Annotated in this window: 22 protein-coding genes; 17 read left to right on the top strand and 5 right to left on the bottom strand. The window is 35.2% G+C overall.

What is annotated here, in order from left to right; translation table 11 throughout:
- Window positions 1-109: 109 nt before the first annotated feature.
- Complete coding sequence (gene ilvD / locus QM847_RS05910; RefSeq protein WP_414354519.1) at window positions 110-1813, bottom strand: dihydroxy-acid dehydratase; 1704 nt, start codon at window positions 1811-1813, stop codon at window positions 110-112.
- Between the two features lie 216 nt (window positions 1814-2029).
- On the opposite strand from ilvD, the gene rpmF reads away from it, so the two are divergent.
- The 11 genes from rpmF (at window position 2030) to QM847_RS05965 (ending at window position 9065) form a co-directional block, all read left to right on the top strand.
- Complete coding sequence (rpmF, locus tag QM847_RS05915; protein WP_000290417.1) at window positions 2030-2212, top strand: 50S ribosomal protein L32; 183 nt, start codon at window positions 2030-2032, stop codon at window positions 2210-2212.
- Window positions 2213-2227: 15 nt separating this feature from the next.
- Window positions 2228-2377 carry a 50S ribosomal protein L33 gene (gene rpmG, locus QM847_RS05920; protein ID WP_001265622.1) on the top strand — a complete coding sequence of 50 codons (150 nt, stop codon included), beginning with the start codon at window positions 2228-2230 and terminating at the stop codon, window positions 2375-2377.
- A gap of 396 nt (window positions 2378-2773) precedes the next feature.
- Entirely contained in the window at window positions 2774-3865 is a 1092-nt protein-coding gene (locus QM847_RS05925; protein ID WP_414354521.1) for an Abi family protein, read from the top strand.
- Window positions 3866-4497: 632 nt separating this feature from the next.
- Window positions 4498-5148 carry a replication protein gene (locus QM847_RS05930; protein ID WP_414354523.1) on the top strand — a complete coding sequence of 217 codons (651 nt, stop codon included), beginning with the start codon at window positions 4498-4500 and terminating at the stop codon, window positions 5146-5148.
- On the top strand, window positions 5145-5405 hold the full coding sequence (locus QM847_RS05935) for a hypothetical protein (RefSeq protein WP_414354525.1): 261 nt from the start codon (window positions 5145-5147) through the stop codon (window positions 5403-5405). The genes QM847_RS05930 and QM847_RS05935 overlap by 4 nt, the downstream gene beginning before the upstream one ends.
- Window positions 5406-5494: 89 nt before the next feature.
- Window positions 5495-6760, top strand: coding sequence for a tyrosine-type recombinase/integrase (locus QM847_RS05940; protein ID WP_414354527.1), 1266 nt, complete (start codon window positions 5495-5497; stop codon window positions 6758-6760).
- A 315-nt stretch (window positions 6761-7075) separates the two neighbouring features.
- A complete protein-coding gene (locus tag QM847_RS05945; protein WP_414354529.1) occupies window positions 7076-7315 on the top strand; it encodes a GlsB/YeaQ/YmgE family stress response membrane protein in 240 nt (79 codons plus the stop codon).
- 86 nt (window positions 7316-7401) lie between these two features.
- On the top strand, window positions 7402-7965 hold the full coding sequence (amaP, locus tag QM847_RS05950; protein ID WP_414354531.1) for an alkaline shock response membrane anchor protein AmaP: 564 nt from the start codon (window positions 7402-7404) through the stop codon (window positions 7963-7965).
- A gap of 11 nt (window positions 7966-7976) precedes the next feature.
- Entirely contained in the window at window positions 7977-8147 is a 171-nt protein-coding gene (locus tag QM847_RS05955) for a DUF2273 domain-containing protein (protein ID WP_414354532.1), read from the top strand.
- 11 nt (window positions 8148-8158) lie between these two features.
- The gene (locus QM847_RS05960; protein ID WP_414354534.1) at window positions 8159-8788 is read left to right on the top strand and encodes an Asp23/Gls24 family envelope stress response protein; all 630 of its coding nucleotides are present in this window, start codon (window positions 8159-8161) and stop codon (window positions 8786-8788) included.
- Between the two features lie 37 nt (window positions 8789-8825).
- Window positions 8826-9065: a CsbD family protein gene (locus tag QM847_RS05965; RefSeq protein WP_414354535.1), complete on the top strand. Its 240-nt coding sequence runs from the start codon at window positions 8826-8828 to the stop codon at window positions 9063-9065.
- A 209-nt stretch (window positions 9066-9274) separates the two neighbouring features.
- Here the strand turns inward: QM847_RS05965 and QM847_RS05970 are convergent, their stop codons facing one another.
- From QM847_RS05970 to QM847_RS05980, 3 genes are read right to left on the bottom strand one after another with little or no spacing between them, the layout of a single operon-like run.
- On the bottom strand, window positions 9275-10087 hold the full coding sequence (locus tag QM847_RS05970; RefSeq protein WP_269797619.1) for an ABC transporter permease: 813 nt from the start codon (window positions 10085-10087) through the stop codon (window positions 9275-9277).
- A 1-nt stretch (window position 10088) separates the two neighbouring features.
- On the bottom strand, window positions 10089-11681 hold the full coding sequence (locus QM847_RS05975) for an ATP-binding cassette domain-containing protein (protein WP_269797620.1): 1593 nt from the start codon (window positions 11679-11681) through the stop codon (window positions 10089-10091).
- A 7-nt stretch (window positions 11682-11688) separates the two neighbouring features.
- Complete coding sequence (locus tag QM847_RS05980; protein WP_269797621.1) at window positions 11689-12060, bottom strand: zinc ribbon domain-containing protein; 372 nt, start codon at window positions 12058-12060, stop codon at window positions 11689-11691.
- Window positions 12061-12262: 202 nt separating this feature from the next.
- On the opposite strand from QM847_RS05980, the gene QM847_RS05985 reads away from it, so the two are divergent.
- The 6 genes from QM847_RS05985 (at window position 12263) to QM847_RS06010 (ending at window position 17229) form a co-directional block, all read left to right on the top strand.
- Window positions 12263-12877 (top strand): YesL family protein, encoded by a 615-nt coding sequence (locus QM847_RS05985; protein ID WP_414354538.1) that lies wholly within the window; start codon window positions 12263-12265, stop codon window positions 12875-12877.
- Window positions 12855-14528: a sensor histidine kinase gene (locus tag QM847_RS05990; RefSeq protein WP_414354540.1), complete on the top strand. Its 1674-nt coding sequence runs from the start codon at window positions 12855-12857 to the stop codon at window positions 14526-14528. The genes QM847_RS05985 and QM847_RS05990 overlap by 23 nt, the downstream gene beginning before the upstream one ends.
- A 9-nt stretch (window positions 14529-14537) precedes the next feature.
- Window positions 14538-15824, top strand: a complete 1287-nt coding sequence (locus QM847_RS05995; RefSeq protein ID WP_414354542.1) for a response regulator — start codon at window positions 14538-14540, stop codon at window positions 15822-15824.
- 61 nt (window positions 15825-15885) lie between these two features.
- Window positions 15886-16410 (top strand): ABC transporter permease, encoded by a 525-nt coding sequence (locus QM847_RS06000; RefSeq protein ID WP_269797625.1) that lies wholly within the window; start codon window positions 15886-15888, stop codon window positions 16408-16410.
- A 74-nt stretch (window positions 16411-16484) separates the two neighbouring features.
- Window positions 16485-16952 carry a class Ib ribonucleoside-diphosphate reductase assembly flavoprotein NrdI gene (gene nrdI, locus QM847_RS06005; RefSeq protein ID WP_269797626.1) on the top strand — a complete coding sequence of 156 codons (468 nt, stop codon included), beginning with the start codon at window positions 16485-16487 and terminating at the stop codon, window positions 16950-16952.
- A 70-nt stretch (window positions 16953-17022) separates the two neighbouring features.
- On the top strand, window positions 17023-17229 hold the full coding sequence (locus QM847_RS06010) for a hypothetical protein (RefSeq protein ID WP_269797627.1): 207 nt from the start codon (window positions 17023-17025) through the stop codon (window positions 17227-17229).
- Between the two features lie 35 nt (window positions 17230-17264).
- On the opposite strand, the gene QM847_RS06015 is transcribed toward QM847_RS06010, so the two are convergent.
- Window positions 17265-17513, bottom strand: coding sequence for a MarR family transcriptional regulator (locus tag QM847_RS06015; protein WP_414354544.1), 249 nt, complete (start codon window positions 17511-17513; stop codon window positions 17265-17267).
- Window positions 17514-17549 lie beyond the last annotated feature (36 nt).

Below are 17549 nucleotides of genomic sequence, written 5' to 3' on the forward strand. Positions count from 1 at the left end.
GTTGCCTATTCCACTAAAAAAGGATGAAGTTCTTATGAACTTCATCCTTTTTGTGTGCCTATTATATTAGACTGTAATAAGGAAATTCTTTATAGAATAATATGAGAGCTTATTTTTTACCAGATTGTTCCATATTCCAAAAGTCTGTAACGGCACCACGTGATGCAGAAGATACGGTATGGGCATATTTACCGAGGACACCACGGCTATAAAGTGGTGGCAAGGTTGTTTCTGCCTTGCGTTTTTCAAGCTCTTCATCGGATACTGCCATGGAAATTTCTTTAGTATCTTGGTCAACCGTAACGATATCTCCTGTACGAAGGTAGGCAATTGGTCCTCCATCCTGAGCTTCAGGAGCGATATGTCCGACAACCAGACCATAAGTTCCACCAGAGAAGCGTCCGTCTGTCAAGAGGGCAACCTTGTCTCCTTGACCTTTACCAACGATCATTGATGAAAGTGATAGCATTTCAGGCATACCAGGACCACCCTTAGGTCCAACGAACCGAACCACGACTACATCGCCATCAACGATTTCATCTGTCAAGACTGCTTGGATAGCATCTTCTTCAGAGTCGAAGACCTTAGCTGGACCAACGTGACGACGAACCTTAACACCTGACACCTTGGCAACTGCACCGTCAGGAGCAAGATTACCGTTCAAGATGATAAGCGGACCGTCCGCACGTTTAGGATTTTCAAGTGGCATGATGACTTTTTGACCTGGAGTAAGATCTGCAAAGTCAGCTAAGTTTTCAGCGACAGTTTTACCAGTACATGTGATACGGTCTCCATGAAGGAATCCATTCGCCAACAAGTACTTCATAACCGCAGGCACACCACCAACTTCGTAGAGGTCTTGGAAGACATATTGACCAGAAGGTTTCAAATCGGCCAAGTGAGGCACACGTTCTTGGATGGTATTAAAGTCCTCAAGTGACAAGTCAACATTAGCTGCGTGGGCAATGGCGAGTAAGTGAAGAGTGGCGTTAGTAGAACCACCGAGTGCCATAGTAACAGTGATTGCATCTTCAAAGGCTTCGCGAGTCAAGATATCTGAAGGTTTGATACCCAGTTCAAGCATTTTGACAACGGCGCGTCCAGCTGCTTCGATATCTTCTTTCTTATCAACTGATTCAGCTGGGTGAGATGAAGAGCCTGGCAAACTCATACCTAGAACTTCGATAGCAGTCGCCATAGTATTGGCAGTATACATACCACCACAACCACCAGGGCCAGGGCAGGCATTACATTCGAGACGTTTGACGTCTTCAGCTGTCATATCACCGTGGTTCCATTTACCGATTCCTTCGAATACAGAAACCAAGTCGATGTCTTTACCATCCAGTTTTCCAGGGGCGATGGTACCACCGTAAGCAAAAATGGCTGGGATATTCATATTGGCAATGGCAATCATAGAACCAGGCATGTTCTTGTCACAGCCACCGATAGCTACAAAGGCATCCACGTTGTGACCACCCATAGCAGCTTCGATAGAGTCCGCGATGATATCACGAGATGTCAAAGAGAAGCGCATACCAGGCGTTCCCATGGCAATCCCATCTGCTACCGTAATGGTTCCAAATTGAACAGGCCAAGCGCCAGCAGATTTGATACCTTCTTTTGCCAATTTCCCAAAGTCATGCAAGTGGATATTACATGGCGTGTTTTCCGCCCAAGTCGAAATCACTCCCACAATCGGTGTTTCAAAGTCCTTGTCTGTCATACCAGTCGCACGAAGCATGGCACGGTTTGGCGATTTGACCATGCTGTCATAGACACTGCTGCGGTGGCGTTTATCTAGTTCTGTCATTATGTTCCCTCTCATATCAGTTTTTACCATTATAGCATATATTTGACAAGATTTACAGGGCAAAATTTTTAAATTTTCAGACAATTCAGCGGTGTACGATAAAAAAATACAACTTTTTTTGTCAAGTAACTTTACTTTACAAAAAAGTTTTGATATACTATTAAAGTTGATGAAAATCAAACCTAACTGAATTATATCTTAAAAGGAGAAAATAAAATGGCAGTACCTGCACGTCGCACTTCAAAAGCGAAGAAAAACAAACGTCGTACACACTACAAAGTAACAGCTCCATCTGTAAACTTTGACGAAACTACTGGAGATTACTCACGTTCTCACCGTGTATCACTTAAAGGATACTACAAAGGACGTAAGATCGCTAAAGCTGCATCAGCTGAATAATAGAAGGGAGATACCATGCGCGTAAATATTACACTTGAACACAAAGAATCTGGTGAACGCTTGTACCTTACTTCTAAAAACAAACGTAACACTCCAGACCGTCTTCAATTGAAGAAATACTCACCAAAACTTCGCAAACACGTTGTGTTTACAGAGGTTAAATAGTGGGTCATTACGTTTCAGTAGAAACGAAAAAACCTTGATTTAAGGCGATTCTTGAATTTTCAAATTTCAATGTATTGCAATAAAAATCAACCGAATGACTACATTTTTGACTACATTTTTTGTGAAATAAATTAGATGTTCGGATATATAAAAAACGCTCTAGTCATATTGTCTAGAGCGTTTTTTTAGTTTAGCTCTAATAGTCGTATATATTTTAAGTTATATAGATTTTACTATTTCCTCGGTTTTTTAAAACAGTGAATTATAGTTTTTAAAAATAGTTAAGGCAAGATAATATAGTAGAAGAAATTTTAAGATATAATTTTTTGTGATATAATTAATACTATAGTAAATCATAGTGATTTTATAGTATTGATAGATGAGAGACTTATAATTGTGGGAATTAAGATTTTTGAAACAAGAATTAATTTAGGAGCTAAGTTAACAAGCAGAGGGTTGAAAGCTAATAAAAATGAATTGGAAAAGGCTTTGGTTAATTATAATTATTTTGAGATGTTTAATGGAATTGAGTCGTTACTCTTAGATAATCGTACCCCTAAAAGGTATAAAGGAGTACACCTAAGAGATTTTTTAAATATATATGAATTTGATAAAAAATTTACTTCGGATGTGCTTGGTATACTTAATCAGGTTGAAGAGAGACTGAAAGCATCTGTTTCATACCATTTTTCTGAAGCTTATTGTTCTAATTTAAATGATACGATGCAGTATACAAATAAGAATAATTATATGAATCCGAGTGAGAATAATTCATCAAGTAATACTTATTGTAGTTTTTCAGCTTCTTATCCGTTTCTAAATGAACAGAATTATCCTATTTATAATTATTTTGATGACTTTGTGTTATTTAAAACTAACTTCTTGAAAAATCTTATTGATAATAATGATCATATTGATTATCGTTTTTATCAAGATGCCTCGTATATACCACCGCATGGTGTAGCTACCTATAATAATTCGACAGTTGCTGTACCATTGTGGGTAGCAATTGAAACACTTGATTTTGGGAAATTGTTAAGATTTCTGCATTATTTAAAAATTCCTGTATTAGAAGAGGTTATGAAAGACTTTGGGATTGAGCCGAGTAAAAGAGATCAATTTTTGAATATGCTAGACTTTTTGTTATGTTTAAGAAATAGTTGTGCTCATAATTCACTAGTTCAAAGGTTTAGAACACCGAATAAGTATAAAATTAACGGATTATTGATCAGAAGTTTTAACTTAAATCCAATCCATTTAGGTACTTTATCTTCTGGATTAAAACTTTATGATACGTTAAAAATTCTTAGTTTTTTTGCAGATATATCTATACTTGAAAGGCATTTAAGAAAAATATATATTGCTAATATTTTTAGTATGGGACTGAAAAAAGGCAAGTTGACAAATAACTTACTTCTTAAACGAATGGGCAATGAAAATTTTAGAGAATGGAAAGCTGTATTAAGAGGCCAAAAATATATTCTGTAAAATAGTTGACAATTTTCTTTTTATTTTGTATATTATTTATATATGAGACGCTCTTAAGAGCACAAAGCGATGGCGGCATTGCTTTAAATAAAAAAACCAGCAAAAATTAGTGCTGGTTTTTTTATTTAGAAGTAATTTTATAAAAACAACATAATCTACTAATTCAAATATTATAAAATTTAAAATAGAATATTAATAAAGTTGAGGAAAATTCATTATCGTTAAGATAATTGTTAGATTTGTTATATTTATAAAAGATTTCTAACGAATTAACAGTGAATTTTAATAATCAATTATATTTAGAAGAAGACGGGTGTGTTAAAAATACTACCTGGCTTTTTTATGTAAAATTTCTTCATACATCTCAAATAATCGTGGAACTGTCTCACTTTCAGTTAACCAAGTTCTCTTACCATCTACGACCCCCCAATAGTTCAATAATCAACAATCAAAAATTTTTGTGCAAAGACTAAAATAATTATAAATTTCTCATTATATCCATGAAGAAATTGGGGGAGGTAAAACCATCTATGGGAAACGAACAAACAATCAGATATTTTTCATTACTAAATAAAGGGAGTCCCGATAAATCAATAATAGAGAAAATTTAATTTATAAAAGAGGTGTTATCTATGATTAAAAATAGACGTTCGAATAAGTGGGCTTTCTTACTTTATCAAGATAGTATGCCGAACAACTATCTAGAGATTCTTGAGCATATGCGAGTTCCGTATGCGATTAGTCCTTGGCATGATATGGATGTAAACAAAGAAACTGGCGAAATCCTGAAACCTCACAAGTATGGTGTACTGTTCTTTGATTCTCTCAAAAGTTATTCTCAAGTTTCTGAATTGTTGACTGAAAATTTGAATACTCCAGCCCATGTTGAGATTGTGATGTCTCCATCAGGGTTGTATAATTATTTCACACATGCAGATAATCCTGAAAAAACCAAGTATGATGCCAATGATATCGAATGCGGTTGTGGGTTTGATCGAGAAAAATTTATTTTGGGAAATGATCATGAATTCTTCTTAGCTCAGGTGCTTGATGTAATTGATACAATGGGATTTGTAGAATTTGGTAGTTTAGTAAGTTATGCTCGCGCACACGATCCTAATCTTTTGCGATTGATCATGAATAAGAGCTATTTCTTTGCGAGGCTTATCGATTCAAAGAGGCATAGTAAGTACGAAAAACAATATAAAGAACTTGAAAAGCATAAGTTACTTCCGCGACTTACAAAAACTCAAAAAGAACGGGATGGAGAACTAGACAGATGAATTCTAGTGAATTAACAAAATTGAACCAAATTGAAAATTTATTAACTATTTTGTTGAGTCTAATTCAACGTTATAATCAAAAAAGTATGTATTGTAATATTTTAACTCAAAAAGAACTGCTTTCTATTCTTCATATTTCGCCCAATACTTTAAAAACTTGGGAAATGACAGGGCTAAAAAGATTAGAACCACCGATTGAGGGGACTAGAACCGTTTTTTACAAAATGGAGGATGTGCTGAACTATTTAACTCCCTAATTATAAAATTGTGCTAAAATAGTAATATCACATAAATAGTGTGAGGTTGTTATTTTAGCCTTTTATATATCCGAACGTGAAAGGCTACTATGCAGAAAGAAACTATCATTCACAACAATCGAAAAATCATTAAAACTACAAAGAGTAATGGGACTATTAGCTATACGCAACGTGGTGTGTATATTGGTGTAGATGTTAAAACTGGTAAAAAAGTTACATCGTCTATAACTGCTAAAACTCTAAAAAGTCTTGATAGGAAAATCATTCAAGCACGGATCGATTTTGAAGAGAAGGGCTCAACTCTAAAAGAGACCTTGTCGATTAATAACTTCGAGGAATTAGCAGAAGCCTGGTTTGTCAGTTTTGTGACTTGGGTGACTTCTCAGAATACGATTAACCGGGTTCGAAGCTATCTTGATACCTATCTTATCCCTAAGTTTGGAGAGTATAAGCCTGAAGAGATAAAATCTGCAGATATTCAGATTTGGGTTAATAAATTAGCTCAACAATCTAAAAAGTCTGTTGAATCGGGTGTTAAAAAATCCAAAAAGGGACACGCAAAAGATTTCGGTGCAGTTATCTATAAGCTCAGTGATATTTTCGATTATGGGATCACGAATTTTGAACTTTCTCATAATCCAGCTCGGACAGTAAAAATCCCTCCAAAACCGAAGGTGGTAAAGGAGAGAATCATGGTATTGCATGGAGAGGACTTGGCTACTTGGCTGCACTATCTTGATACTCTTCCTGATACTCGAGCAAATCGAAGATTTAAAGTTATCTGCGACACACTACTAGCTTCTGCGCTTAGAATCAATGAGCTTCTTGCTTTATCGATTCATGATCTTGATTTTGATTCTAATGAAATCATCATTAATAAGACGCTGATGTGGAAAGCTGGAAATAAAACACTTGGGATTAAGGGCGAGATTGTTTGTAAGAACAGTGCTAAGACTGATGCTGGTAACCGGCGAGTTGCAGTTCCGAGACAAGTTTTGGATGACTTGAAAGCTTTTCATGCTGAGATGAGTGATTACTTTGTGAGTCATGATTTACCAACTGTGGACTTGATTTTCCCGACAATTTACGGTAACTATATGTGTGATAGAAATGAACGTGCAACGCTTAAAAAGCGTTTGACTGAGTTGGGACTGCCAAACTATGGTTTCCACCTTTTTCGTCATACACATGCTTCTTTGATGTTGAATGCTGGTGCAAACTGGAAAGAACTCCAGTTAAGAATGGGGCATAAGTCGATTAAAACGACAATGGATACATATGCTGAATTGGCACCGAAAAAGAAGGCAGAAGCAGTTGAAATCTATCTCAAAGAAATTGCAAAATTGACAGCATAGCAAAATGACTACATTTTCTAAAGAATAATCTAAAAACGTTGATATGACGGCGTTTAAAGAGTGCTAAAATAACATTAACAACCTTTACAGAAGTGAAGTAAGCATTCAATACGAATCAATACATAAGAAAAACGCTCTAGTCATATTGTCTAGAGCGTTTTTTGTGTTGTTTTAAAAAATAGACATTTTATTAAAGCATATATTCGTGAGCATATAATTTGTGTGCGCTCTCATATCATGATATACTGAATGCAATCAAAAGAGCTTTTGTGAATTCAAAAGACAATTTTTTGGTTAAAAGAAAGGAGGCCCGTTATGTTGTGGTCAATTATTATCGGAGGCTTTATCGGTCTCGCTGCAGGAGCAATTACTAAAAAAGGTGGTTCAATGGGAATTATCGCAAATATTTTTGCTGGTTTAATTGGGTCATCCGTCGGCCAATCGCTTTTTGGGACATGGGGACCTTCTCTAGCGGGAATGTCACTTATTCCATCGATTGCTGGTGCGGTGATTGTTGTCGCTGTAGTATCATTCTTTTTGGGTAAAAAAGGTTAACTTTTTACTCAATCATAAACTATAGATTTAAATTTAGTATTGACGGGTAAACCTATAGTTTAGTGCTTTAATTGAAAGGATTTTATATGTCAAAATCAAAGAAAATATTATTACTTATTTTCTGTATTCTAATCTTGACAATTTTCCTTCCTATTTTGATAGATTACCACCAGGTTAGTGATTTAGGGATTCAATTGACTAGCTGGCGACAGACATCATTTGAATATTATCTTGCTAGATATATATTTTGGGGGCTTCTAGGCCTGTCTATCTTAGTTTTATTATGGATGTTAGTAATCCTGTTTTATCCTAGACAATATCTGGAAATAAAACTTGGAACTAAAGACGATAAATTAAAACTAAAAAATTCAGCTGTCGAAGGTTTTGTTCGATGCTTACTGAATGAACATCGTATGATTAAAGAACCAAAAATTCAAGTGCATACACGAAAAAAGAAATGTTTTGTTTATGTAGAAGGTACAGCTGTTCTTTCAGATAACATTGCTAACAAATTTGAAGTAGTCCAAAATGAAATAGCTCAAGGCTTAAAAGAGTTCTTTGGTATTGATCGAGAGGTTAAACTAGAAGTTTCAGTAAAAGAATATAACCCTCAAAAAGCAACTAAGAAGATTGTTAGTCGTGTAAAGTAAGGAAGTAAAAAATGGAATTGTTAAAAAAATACCAATATCCAATCTTATGTGGTATAGCTGGGATTCTTCTAGCTTGCTTCATCCTATCCTTCGGTTTCTTTAAAACACTATTTGTTTTAATTTGTGGGACATTAGGAATTGGATTCGGATACTATGTTCAGAAAAATTATTTAAATAAATAAAGGAGTTTTATATGTCAAACGTAGAAAAAAATGTAAATGTAGATACTGAAAAGAAAGATGTCGTTGTTTCTAAAGATGTTCGAGGAGAATTAACTTACGAAAATAAAGTTATTCAAAAAATCATCGGTCTTTCACTAGATAAAGTCCCAGGACTATTACATGTGGATGGCGGTTTCTTCTCAAATCTTACAGAAAAACTCGTCAATACTAACGATGTAACACACGGTGTTAACGTTGAAGTTGGTAAAGAACAAGTAGCAGTTGACTTGAACGTTATTGTGGAATACAGAAAAAACGTTCCAACTCTATACAAGGAAATCAAAGATGTTATCGTATCAGAAGTTGCGAAAATGACTGATCTAGAAGTAGTTGAAGTTAACGTTAATGTTGTTGATATTAAAACTAAAGAACAACATGAAGCAGATTCAGTTAGTCTTCAAGACCGTGTAACTGACGTGGCAGAATCAACAGGCGAGTTTGCGTCAGAACAACTATCTAGAGTGAAAGCTGGAATCGGTTCAGGTGTTGCAGTAGCACAAGAAAAACTTGGCGAAGGGGCTGAATTCGTTCAAGAAAAACTTGGCGAAGGCGTTGAAACTGTTAAAGATGCTGCAGCTCAAGCTAAACCACGTGTACAATAATTACTAATTTAGAAAAAAATAAAAGGAGGACATAGATATGTCTACAGAAGAAAAATTCAATCAAGCAGCAGGTGCTATCAAAGAAGGCGTTGGTAAATTGGTAGGCGACAAAGAACTTGAAAGCGAAGGAGCAACAGAAAAAGTTGTTTCTAAAGTTAAAGAAGTCGCTGAAGATGCAAAAGATGCTGTAGAAGGTGTCGTTGAAGATGCAAAAGATGCTGTAGAAGGTGTCGTTGAAGGTGTTAAAAACATGCTTCATAAAGACGATGCTAAATAATAAAATTTAGCTAATCTTGCTATTTTTCTTGAAAACACTCCCAGCTAGGGGGTGTTTTTGTCAATGTACATTTATCAGAGACAATATCGCAGCTAACATGGATTGCAATTTTCTAATTTAAACATCTTATAATATAAAATGTAGTAAGAGAAAATCTTACTACATTTTTTGAACTATAAACCTAGTTTACTAAATTAATTCAATCAATATTAACCTCTGGTATCTTTTTCAACTGATTTTAATAGTTTACTTGCAAGATAGGCTAAAAGAATAGAGAAAGCAACTAATAGAATCCAAGCAACTAATAAATTTACTTGTACTTTTGTTGAGGTGCTGAAAAATGATCCTCCCTCTTTAAAGTCAGCTAAGTCTAAAAGCCCATCGAAACTATAACGACTAAGTGTAAAATAAGATAAGAACTGTAAAAAGCCATTTAAGGGGATATTTCCGGCAAAGAGAAATTGAAGGAGAATGACAAAGGGCATTACAGTCATTGCCTTTTCGACATTTTTAACGATTGAAGAGACAAATAGACCTAAAGCATCTGCCGAATAAATGGTTAAAAATATAGTTAGGAAATAGGAGATGAATCGTAAACTATCATTATCCAAGATAGTCTTAAATTCTGAAATCGAGTGGTGATAGAATAAGAATAAAATACTGGAGAAAATAATAGCTTGAATTAGAGAAACAAGGGCTTGGAATAACATGTGAGCGAACATATACGATGACAGATTCATACCCCCTCGGTATTCGTGCTTAATAATATCTCTTTCTTTACAAATCAATGTAATAGAGTTAAAAACCCCTATCCAAATACAAGCACAAACAATAATGAACGAAGTGGATTTCACTTCTGCACCTAAGCCGGTCGAAAATCCGTCTTTTCCTGCTACAATACAAGTAACAAGGGCAATAATAGCAGTACTTATAAAAGAATACCACCCGTTAGAATTTAAAAAATTTCGTTTAAATTTACCCAAATAGATCAAAATTTGTTCTTTATTCGATGCGTAATTCATCTTAATCTCCTCTATATTCTCTATATTTTTCGATGTAGTAATCTGGAGTTTGCTCTACTTCCGATACAACAAGTTCAAGTTGGTTGACATTAAAGAATTTTAGGGTATCTTCTACAGAGCCATAAAAGGCCAGTTTACCGCACGATTCTTCCTCACTTTTAGCGAGAACTAATACTTTATCAAATAATTCTGGTGTTCGATCTGGACTATGTGAGATAACAAAAACAATCTTATTGTCATCTGCGATACTTCTTAAGCTAGCCATAATTGAACGAGCGTTACTGCCATCTACTCCAGAATCTGGTTCATCTAGAACGAATACAACCGGATCTGCGATATACTCAGTAGCAATACTCAATCTTTTTTTCTCTCCGCCGCTTAATTCAGATACCAAGGCCTCTTTTTTCTTTGTTAGTTTGACTGTTTCTAATACTTTTGAAATTTTTTCTTCTAATAAAGCAGAATCCTTGGTAAAGTCTCGTACGAGTTTCATCTCTGCGGCATTTTTTAGAGTCATATAAACACTATCTTTTTCACGATGAAGACTGAATTGGGGTACATTAGCAATCATTCTTCGAACTTTGTCAAATTGATTATAGATGTTTATATTTCCTAATAAGATATCAGCATCCGCTTTTTCTATGCCCATAATTGCATTGATTAGTGTGGTTTTTCCTGCTCCTGAACCACCTAAAATGAGCACGATTTCGCCAGAGGATACTTGAAAGTCAATCTCTGATAATAAAAGCTTCTCTCCTGCGAGACGCTTTCGAATTCGAACAGATAACTGTGTATCTTGTTCAATTCTATTGATATTATCTGCGAGACTCTTTTCTTGACTTTCAGTTAATTCATGTTGAAAAACTAAGGAATTATTATAAACGACGAAGAGTCGATGGTTTATGGATACTAAATCATAGTTATTTAGGTATGTTTTATCCTTAATTAGATGATTATTCAAATAAACCATGTCCCCTAGGGGGTGGACATATATATTCCCATTATCTAGGACTTCAAAATGCTTGTCCACTTTCTCTTCTAGACTTGTGTTGATTTCCTCTTGCTTCCATTCAATATCCTTCTGGTTCATGAGACTAAAAATATAAATAGTATCATCAACACGGAGGTTATCTCGATTATTTAGGTAGTGTTTTTTACCAATATCAATTTTTCTATTGTTTATATAGATGACATCTGTATTACTCTGTAAATAGTAACCAATATGATCTTTTTCTAATGAGATATTCTCATCATCATTCAAAATTTCAGTGATTTCTTTGGTAACAACGCTAGCTTCTTTGAGAACAAAGGTAAATAAGGAAATTGTATGATCTTGAACTTCCTCTCCTTTGTCTAATTTTTCAGAGATAGTTTCTTTTATCCTATCACCTACATGTTTGAAGGTTGATGGCATTTTGAAAGGAATATTTTTATTTTCTTGACCATTGTCTCTATAAATTCTATCGACATACTTTAAGTCCACTTTGGGTTTTGTATTATCTACATGCTCTCCACAAAAAGGACAGAATTTCCAACCGATTCCAATATTTTTGAAACAGCTTGGACATTTTGATCTTACAATATAATCCTTCATTTCGACTCTACTTTACTACTTTTCCACAATTGATGCAAAATTCGAAGCTTTTTGATAGACTTGTTCCGCAATGGGGACAAGAAACCAAATCCTGGCCAGATGAATCAATAGATTTTTGAAGAGAAATCTGTTCTTGAAAGAGCTTAGTGATTTCAGCTATTTCAGTTGAATAGAGAGGATTTTCCTTTATTTCTTCTAAATGTTCTTCAACAAATTTGATGCCTATTAATCTATACAAGTCATTGATTTGATATTGTAGTCCTTGAATTTCCTTTTTCTTGCGAAGGTTTTCTGCATTTTGTTTTCCTTCTGAAATGACAGTACTAGTTGTCTCTTTGACAAGTCTAGCTCCATCTTTCAACTGATCTAAAAAAGCCATTTTTTCTCCTCGACTATGCTTGTTTTAAGTATATATTTCATTTGATTCCAGTATAACACATATGATAATATTATCAAAATTTCTCAATGTTCTAAATTGTAATTTCCATACTGTTATTTTCCAATCTTGGAATCTTGTTCTTATTTTTGAGAGCGCTTGAAATATGTTATAATAGGACTAGATTATTTTTAGGAGGCAAACCGTGGGAAATTTTCTTGAGCTAGTCTTTCATCGTTTCTTTTTAGGAATGATTGTAGCTGCTTATTTCTGGCTATTGACCCTGGCAGGAGGTGTGTTCTTTGGTGTGGCACCAGCTAGCGCAACTATTATGAGTTTATACGCAGAACATGGCTACTCTTATCGTTCTTATCGTTTTAGAGAAACCTGGTCTCTCTATAAGAGCAACTTCATAAAAAGCAACCTGACTTTCTATACATTTTTAATTTTTGGTTTTGTGATTATCTATGGCCTCTATCTTATGATTCAATTGCCAAATCAAACCATTCTACACTTAGCAGCAACTTTTCTAAATTTATTTATCTTAACAACGGTGTTCTTGGCTTATACAGTTTCCTTGAAATTACAGGTTTATTTTGAGTTGTCTTACCAAAATACTCTAAAGTTAGCTTTTATTGGAATTTTTATGAGTTTATCTGCCGTGGTTAAAGTGCTATTGGGCAGTGTTTTACTCGGAGTTATTACCTATTACATGCCAGCCCTTTTCTTCTTTGTAGGGATTGGAATGTGGCATTTCTTTATTAGTGATGTATTGGAGCCTGTTTATGAAAGCATTCATGAAAAAATGGCAAGTAAATAAGACAAAACAGTTTCGTCTCCACTCGCTTCTTAGAATCTATAGCTTGGTCATGATTGCCATCATTTCCGGTTTTGCTCTATTACTAGCCTATGCAGACTGGGATGCTCGTGAGAAGGAAGCTGATCGAGTAGGTCAGCGGGTTCTAGCAAGGACCATTAGCGAAGTTGAGTACTATTATCGAGAGTCATCTCGTCTTGCTCAGGCTTTGGTAGAGAATCAAGCTAGAATTGAGGGCATTTATAAATACTTTAGCCTCAGTACACCTGATTATTTCTACTGGCAGTTGGAGCGCAAAGCATCGCCCTATATTTCAGTGTCAATTTATGAAAACATCGATGACCTCTATGTTCGTAATGACTTTGTGACGGGGGTTTCGATTGTTTTGCAAGATTCAACGGAGGTCTTTGTATCCAAAAGGGACAACAGAGGTGGATACAAAGTTTTAGCAGAAGATTTTAAGCCGGATGCTGATAGCTTTGCTATCCCTGTATCTGATCCTGTATCTGACCAAGCCTTAGGTGTTATTTATATTTCTATTCAGTCAGAAGTGCTATACAAAGCTGTTGACAATACAAGAGGTACAGTTCCCATAGCTGTAACAATCACCTCACCTTTTGAAACAGACATGTTTCATCTGGGTGAAAAAGGCCCTAATGAAGATTGGCTAGTAGGAATTACCTCTCATGGCTATCAAGTCCAAGTTGCAGTGCCTCAAAGTTATGTCTTGAAGGGGAGTTTAGCAAGTTCAGCTCTAATACTAGGCTTAAGCGCGCTTTTTATCGTTATATTACATATAACTTTGAAAAAAACTTTTTCAGATTATCAAGATCAGGTAGTTGATTTAGTGGATTCGATTCAGGCTATTGCAAAAGGTGAGCAGACCAAGAGAATTGATACGTCTAAAAAGGACCAAGAATTGCTTTTAATTGCTGATACAACAAATGATATGTTGAATCGTCTGGAAAAAAATATCCACGATATTTATCAATTGGAACTTAGTCAGAAGGATGCAAACATGCGAGCTCTCCAAGCTCAGATAAATCCGCACTTTATGTATAACACTCTTGAATTTTTAAGGATGTACGCGGTTATGGAGAGTCAAAATGAACTGGCAGATATTATTTACGAATTTAGCAGCTTACTTCGTAATAATATTTCTGATGAGCGTGAGACTACACTTGAAAAAGAAGTAGAGTTTTGTCGAAAATACAGTTATCTCTGTATGGTTCGCTATCCAAAATCAATTGCCTATGGATTTAAAATTGATCCGAGTATAGAGGAGATGCGGATTCCAAAATTTACCCTACAACCATTGGTGGAAAATTATTTCGCTCATGGAGTGGACCATCGAAGATCCGACAATGTCATTAGTATTAAAGCATTGAAAAAGGATGGATATGTTGAAATTCTAGTGGTGGATAATGGACGTGGGATGTCTGCTGAAAAATTAGCTGAAATTAAAGTTAAACTAGCCAAACGAACTTTCGAACCTAATGAGGATTATAGTAGCGGACGGAAGTCTATCGGTATTGTCAATGTACATGAGCGATTTGTACTTTACTTTGGGGAACGCTACCAGATTAGTGTAGAATCTGGTGAACAAGAAGGCGTACAATATCGAATCACCATTCAAGATGAGGAGAAAGGTTAAAGATTAAACATGTATAAAGTACTATTAGTAGACGATGAGTACATGATTACGGAAGGACTCAAGCATTTGATTCCTTTTGAAAAATGGGATATGGAAGTCGTCGCGACTGCCAATCATGCTGACGAAGCTTTAGACTACGTTAGAGAACATCCTGTGGATATTGTTATTTCTGACGTCAATATGCCTGATAAAACGGGCCTTGAAATGATACAGGAGATGAAGAACATTCTACCAGATAGCTATTATATCCTTCTATCTGGCTATCAGGAATTTGACTATGTAAAAAAAGCGATGAACCTCAGCGTGGTAGATTATCTGGTTAAACCAGTGGATAAAGTCGAATTAGGCAATCTACTTGAAAAAATTGCCACTCAACTAGGTGAAAAAGTTGAAGAACCCGTGATCTTAAGTCAGAAACTAGATGAAGAAGCTCTTCTTGCTCACATATCTCATAAAGAAAACTGGTGGATTGGACTGTCGAAAGACAAGCAGGGTGATTTCCTTATTCCATATTATGTGCTCGGACAGGATTGGCAAATTGTATTTGCTGATAGAGAGTTTGAGGGCTTGCTTGTTATACCTTTTGAAAAACCATATCAAGAGAATTTTGAAAAATGGAAGTTGGATGTAGAGAAGACTCTCTTCTATGGTTCAGTTAATCTGGATCAATCTGAAAGTCTATTTTCTTATTATGAACCAATCTATCGAGTTATTATCCAGGGCAATCTCCAACAGATTATTGATGAATTGACCTTGCTTGAACGGATTGTGTTAGAGAATACGCCAAGAGTTTCGATCACTAAACAGCTATTTACTCAATTTATTATGGATGTTTTCCATCTTTTTGAACATCTGAAAGCAGATGATATGACAGATATTGTCAAGAGAATACATGCTATTGCACATTTTGAGGAACTAGTTGCATTTACCAAGGAAACCTTGACTTCTTTCTTTGGACAATATCGAATGAATGAAAATGTCGTTAGTGTCTTAGAGGTCATTGGTAGAGACTACCAAAAAGAGCTCTCTCTTAAGGATATTAGTAAGGATCTTTTCATCAATCCAGTTTATCTGGGACAGTTGATTAAAAAGGAAACCAATTCCACATTTGCAGAGCTCCTAAATAAGCAACGGATAAAAGCAGCTCAGCAACTCTTGCTGTCAACCAATGATAGTATCGAGGACATTTGCTATACAGTTGGTTATAGTAACGTAGGTTATTTTTATAAAGTGTTTCGAAAACTTTGCGGCAAGTCTCCGAAGGCCTATCGAAAGCAGATTGAGGTAACCGTATAATAATTGTTTTGCATCTGTAAAAATGCTATAATACTAATAATTATTTTAGGAGGTTATTCTTATGCAAAAGAAACCAATTTATCTCTGGGTTTTACTGATTTTATCAGCCGTACTTTCGGCTTTATCACTATTTGGAGTTTTATCACCAGTTCCTACTGCAGATAGTATGGCTGGACTTGAAACATCAGGAGTAGATACAACTTATGCTCAGGAATTAGTTGCATATACCATTAAAGTAACGGAACATTCTCACTCTGTTTTCAATATTATCTTGGTTATTTTGTCAGCTATCTTGGTTACTGTAGCCTTGGTTTTCTTAGTTCGTCAAAATATCCAATTAGCAAATTATACTTATGTAGCTTATGTTTTGGTTGCTATTGTTGGTTCTATTTATAATTTTATGGGAGTACAGGATGCGCTTTTACTGTTTACTGAACCAAACGTCCGCTTCGGCGCAGAACTTGGTGCCAAAGGGGCTACAATTTTAGGAATTGTGATTAATGTTATTTTTCTAGGCCTTGTATTTTATAAGATATGGCAGCAACAAAAAGAATTAACAGAATCTCAAGAAGAAGAACTCGTCTAAGAGTTGACAAAGGATGACTATCAAGATACAATCTTGGTAGTTATTTTTATGATTCAAGAAAGAGGGAGGGAAAGATGAAAAAAATTTCCTTAGTTTATATCAGTTTGAGTGGGAATACTGAAAGTTTCGTAACACGTTTAAAAACTTATTTGATGGAGCAGTATAAGAATATTGATGTTGAGAAGATTGACATCAAAGAGTTGGTCAAGGAAGAACGAGGATTCTATGAAATGTCAAATCCTTTTGTCACTTTTTTACCAACTTATTTAGAAGGTGGGAATGGTGTTGACAATGGAGATGTGGAAATCTTAACGACACCTGTAGGTGACTTTATCGCTTATGGTGATAATGCCAGTAAATGTTTTGGAGTCGTAGGGTCTGGTAATCGTAATTTCAATAACCAATACTGTCTGACTGCAAAACAATACAGTCAACGCTTTGGTTTTCCAGTCCTAGCCGATTTTGAAATGCGTGGTATGCTGGGAGATATTAAAAAGATTGCAGGTATTATTGCTGAGCTTTATGAACTAGAATCCTTGTAAGAGGATAGAGTTGCTGGGCTAGATTTTTGTCCCATGGATTATAGAATTATTTCAAAAGAGAACAGTTCAAATGAGTAAATTCCTTAGATTTTTCTACCATAAGAAAAGTAAACCAAGTTTTAAAAATATTATGCTATGTAGTGCTTTGTTGCTCTTGGCAATTAGTCTGATGATGTTCTCTGATAAAATTTTTGATGAAAATATAGCACCAGTTGGAACTATGGTATCACTAGGGATTGTTATCTTGGTGGGAATCTTAGCTGTCAGAAATAAATAAAAAAGACTCGAGAAATGGTATCTCGAGTCTTTTTGTTATTTGCGAATTTCGTCAACAATTTCTTTTGAAATGGGAATTCCTAAACGGTAACCTTTGTTGATGTAAGCAATGACATCATTAATGTTTTCTATCGTTTGGAGTTTCTCTTCGATAGTTGCACGAAAAGCTTGGTCTTTCAATAGCTGGTCTTGAAGTAGTCTTTGAAGTTTCTCTTTTTCATATTTATTGACAAGAAATAGAAAAACAAGACTGATAACAACTAAGATATAAGCATATTGGCTCATAAAAATTCTCCCTAAGTGATAAAGAAGTAGGTGGTA

Source organism: Streptococcus timonensis (genome assembly GCF_047463455.1).
GTDB classification, from domain to species: Bacteria; Bacillota; Bacilli; order Lactobacillales; family Streptococcaceae; genus Streptococcus; species Streptococcus timonensis_B.

Excerpts from the sequence above, each read along its gene's own strand:
- ilvD (WP_414354519.1), bottom strand. The coding sequence starts at position 1,813 with ATGACAGAACTAGATAAACGCCACCGCAGCAGTGTCTATGACAGCATG.
- rpmF (WP_000290417.1), top strand. The coding sequence starts at position 2,030 with ATGGCAGTACCTGCACGTCGCACTTCAAAAGCGAAGAAAAACAAACGT.
- rpmG (WP_001265622.1), top strand. The coding sequence starts at position 2,228 with ATGCGCGTAAATATTACACTTGAACACAAAGAATCTGGTGAACGCTTG.
- QM847_RS05930 (WP_414354523.1), top strand. The coding sequence starts at position 4,498 with ATGATTAAAAATAGACGTTCGAATAAGTGGGCTTTCTTACTTTATCAA.
- QM847_RS05935 (WP_414354525.1), top strand. The coding sequence starts at position 5,145 with ATGAATTCTAGTGAATTAACAAAATTGAACCAAATTGAAAATTTATTA.
- QM847_RS05940 (WP_414354527.1), top strand. The coding sequence starts at position 5,495 with ATGCAGAAAGAAACTATCATTCACAACAATCGAAAAATCATTAAAACT.
- QM847_RS05945 (WP_414354529.1), top strand. The coding sequence starts at position 7,076 with ATGTTGTGGTCAATTATTATCGGAGGCTTTATCGGTCTCGCTGCAGGA.
- amaP (WP_414354531.1), top strand. The coding sequence starts at position 7,402 with ATGTCAAAATCAAAGAAAATATTATTACTTATTTTCTGTATTCTAATC.
- QM847_RS05955 (WP_414354532.1), top strand. The coding sequence starts at position 7,977 with ATGGAATTGTTAAAAAAATACCAATATCCAATCTTATGTGGTATAGCT.
- QM847_RS05960 (WP_414354534.1), top strand. The coding sequence starts at position 8,159 with ATGTCAAACGTAGAAAAAAATGTAAATGTAGATACTGAAAAGAAAGAT.
- QM847_RS05965 (WP_414354535.1), top strand. The coding sequence starts at position 8,826 with ATGTCTACAGAAGAAAAATTCAATCAAGCAGCAGGTGCTATCAAAGAA.
- QM847_RS05970 (WP_269797619.1), bottom strand. The coding sequence starts at position 10,087 with ATGAATTACGCATCGAATAAAGAACAAATTTTGATCTATTTGGGTAAA.
- QM847_RS05975 (WP_269797620.1), bottom strand. The coding sequence starts at position 11,681 with ATGAAGGATTATATTGTAAGATCAAAATGTCCAAGCTGTTTCAAAAAT.
- QM847_RS05980 (WP_269797621.1), bottom strand. The coding sequence starts at position 12,060 with ATGGCTTTTTTAGATCAGTTGAAAGATGGAGCTAGACTTGTCAAAGAG.
- QM847_RS05990 (WP_414354540.1), top strand. The coding sequence starts at position 12,855 with ATGAAAAAATGGCAAGTAAATAAGACAAAACAGTTTCGTCTCCACTCG.
- QM847_RS05995 (WP_414354542.1), top strand. The coding sequence starts at position 14,538 with ATGTATAAAGTACTATTAGTAGACGATGAGTACATGATTACGGAAGGA.
- QM847_RS06000 (WP_269797625.1), top strand. The coding sequence starts at position 15,886 with ATGCAAAAGAAACCAATTTATCTCTGGGTTTTACTGATTTTATCAGCC.
- nrdI (WP_269797626.1), top strand. The coding sequence starts at position 16,485 with ATGAAAAAAATTTCCTTAGTTTATATCAGTTTGAGTGGGAATACTGAA.
- QM847_RS06010 (WP_269797627.1), top strand. The coding sequence starts at position 17,023 with ATGAGTAAATTCCTTAGATTTTTCTACCATAAGAAAAGTAAACCAAGT.
- QM847_RS06015 (WP_414354544.1), bottom strand. The coding sequence starts at position 17,513 with ATGAGCCAATATGCTTATATCTTAGTTGTTATCAGTCTTGTTTTTCTA.